At 67.9% G+C, this 1,930-nt stretch carries 1 protein-coding gene and 2 pseudogenes; 2 read left to right on the forward strand and 1 reads right to left on the reverse strand.

The window, feature by feature from the left end; all coding sequences use genetic code 11:
* Positions 1-1,039, reverse strand: a pseudogene (locus tag DD1DGNOD_RS24295) (cytochrome ubiquinol oxidase subunit I); the annotation flags it as partial.
* 191 nt (positions 1,040-1,230) lie between these two features.
* On the opposite strand from DD1DGNOD_RS24295, the gene DD1DGNOD_RS24305 reads away from it, so the two are divergent.
* Together DD1DGNOD_RS24305 and DD1DGNOD_RS30230 are read left to right on the forward strand one after the other, a co-directional pair.
* Positions 1,231-1,764, forward strand: coding sequence for a BlaI/MecI/CopY family transcriptional regulator (locus tag DD1DGNOD_RS24305; RefSeq protein WP_131765132.1), 534 nt, complete (start codon positions 1,231-1,233; stop codon positions 1,762-1,764).
* Positions 1,761-1,930: pseudogene (locus DD1DGNOD_RS30230) on the forward strand (M56 family metallopeptidase); the annotation flags it as partial. The gene DD1DGNOD_RS24305 and the pseudogene DD1DGNOD_RS30230, both read left to right, overlap by 4 nt.

A 1,930-nucleotide genomic window follows, 5' to 3' on the forward strand; every position in this document is an offset into this window, starting at 1 on the left:
CGCCGGAACGCCACCACCGCCACGGCCACGGACAGCCCGACGAGCGCCGTCCCGAGGGCCACCATCGTGTCGAAGGCAAGGTGGACGATCAGGGCGTTCGGGCGTTCGGCCGGTGGGACCGCCGCAAGCCCCGTCACCACGTGGTCACGTCTCCAGCCGGTCATGAGCGACAGCAGGTCGGGGATCTCGATGCCGTGCCGGACCTCTCCGGTCACATCGTCGTAGATGCCGCCGAGGGTCAGCGGCGCATGCGACCGCGTCCGGTACAGGGCTTCCATCGCGGCCAGCTTCACCGGTTGCTGTTTCGCGACCACACGTGACGCCCAGTCGCCGACGATCAGCTGAAGCGGAGCGCAGGCGAGCACCGTGACCAGGCCGACGCGCAGACCGCGGCGGTGGTAGGCGTCCCGGCGTCCGCGCAGCATCCCGACCGCGTACACCCCGGCAACGGCGCCGCCGGTGCACATCAACGCCGCAAGCAGCATGTGGACCACCTGTGCCGGGGTGGCCGGGGTCAGGAAGGGCGCAAGCGGCTCCGCGCTGACGACCCGCCCGTCGACCTCCCGCACTCCGCGAGGGACGTTCATCCACGCGTTCGCGGTGATGATGAACAGGGTCGACAGGGTGCCCGCGACGGCGATCGGGACCATCGTCAACCAGTGAGCCCTGGGGGACAGGCGCTTCCACCCGTAGAGGTACAGGCCGATGAAGACCGCCTCGATGAAGAACGCGAAGCCCTCGAGGGTGAACGACAGGCCGAGCGCTCCGCCGTAGCGGGCCATGAACGCCGGCCACAGCAGGCCGAACTCGAAGGAGAGGACCGTTCCCGACACCGCGCCGACCGCGAACATCACGGCGAAGGCCCGTGCCCACTTGCGGGTGAGGGCGAGCCAGACCGGGTCGCCCTCCGGATCCAGCGACGTTCGGTGTAGAGCAGCAGCCAGGGCATGCCCACCCCGAAGACCGCGAAGCAGATGTGGAAGGCCAGTGAGAACGCGGTCTGCCCACGAGCAAGATCTGTGGACGCGGCAAGAATCATGTGCAACCCCTCCTGCCTACCGTCCGTGCGGACAAAGGACCATGTCGGGAAAAGATCTTCTATGCTTTGTAGAACTTCTACGCTTTGTAGAATACGGGACGCCGGCCCGCGGGATCGCACGACCGACCGGGATCACAACAGGACTCCCGATCAGGGCACAGAACTCCGTGACGCGTCGTACAGTGAAATACATGGCGCGTCTCGGTGACCTTGAGCGGTCAGTCATGGACGTGCTGTGGGACGTCGACGTCTGGCTGACCGCGCGTGAAGTGGCCGCTCGGCTCGACCACGAACGCGACCTTGCCTACACCACGGTTCTCACGGTGCTGGAACGCCTCGAGCGCAAGGGCTTCGTCCAGCGGGAACGCGCGGAGCGCGCCCACCGCTACCGGGCGTCAAGCAGCCGGGACGCCGTCGTGGCCGAGGCGATGCTCGCCGTCCTGGACACCACCGAGGACCGCAGCTCGGCGCTGGTCCGTTTTGTCGGTTCCGTGTCCCCGGCCGAAGCCGAGATCCTGCGCAGGGCGCTTGCCCCGACGCCAGGCGCCGAACTCGGCTACACCGGTCCGACCATCCGTCCGACCGACCTCGAAATCGATGATGGAACCGGCGAACCGGGACGCACCGGCGCAGGGGTCACCCATACCGGCGACACCGTATCGGGCACGACACGCGCACATACCGAACCACCGTCTGCGGGCAGAGGTACTGTTCACCCGCTATGACGACCGCGGCCATCCTCTCCCTGTTCGCAGGCGCGCTCGCATGGCCGGTTCCACGACTGCTCGCCGGAGCTCACTGGCCGTCCCGCTGCCCGCGATCGGCGATCGTGCTGTGGCAGGCGATCGGGCTCGCCGGCGGCGTGTCAGGGCTGCTCGCGGTGATTGCATT

This window comes from Candidatus Protofrankia californiensis (assembly GCF_900634765.1).
Taxonomy (GTDB): domain Bacteria; phylum Actinomycetota; class Actinomycetes; order Frankiales; family Frankiaceae; genus Protofrankia; species Protofrankia californiensis.

Bases quoted from the DNA above. Each gene is read 5' to 3' on its own strand.
- DD1DGNOD_RS24305 (WP_131765132.1), top strand. From the start codon at position 1,231: ATGGCGCGTCTCGGTGACCTTGAGCGGTCAGTCATGGACGTGCTGTGG.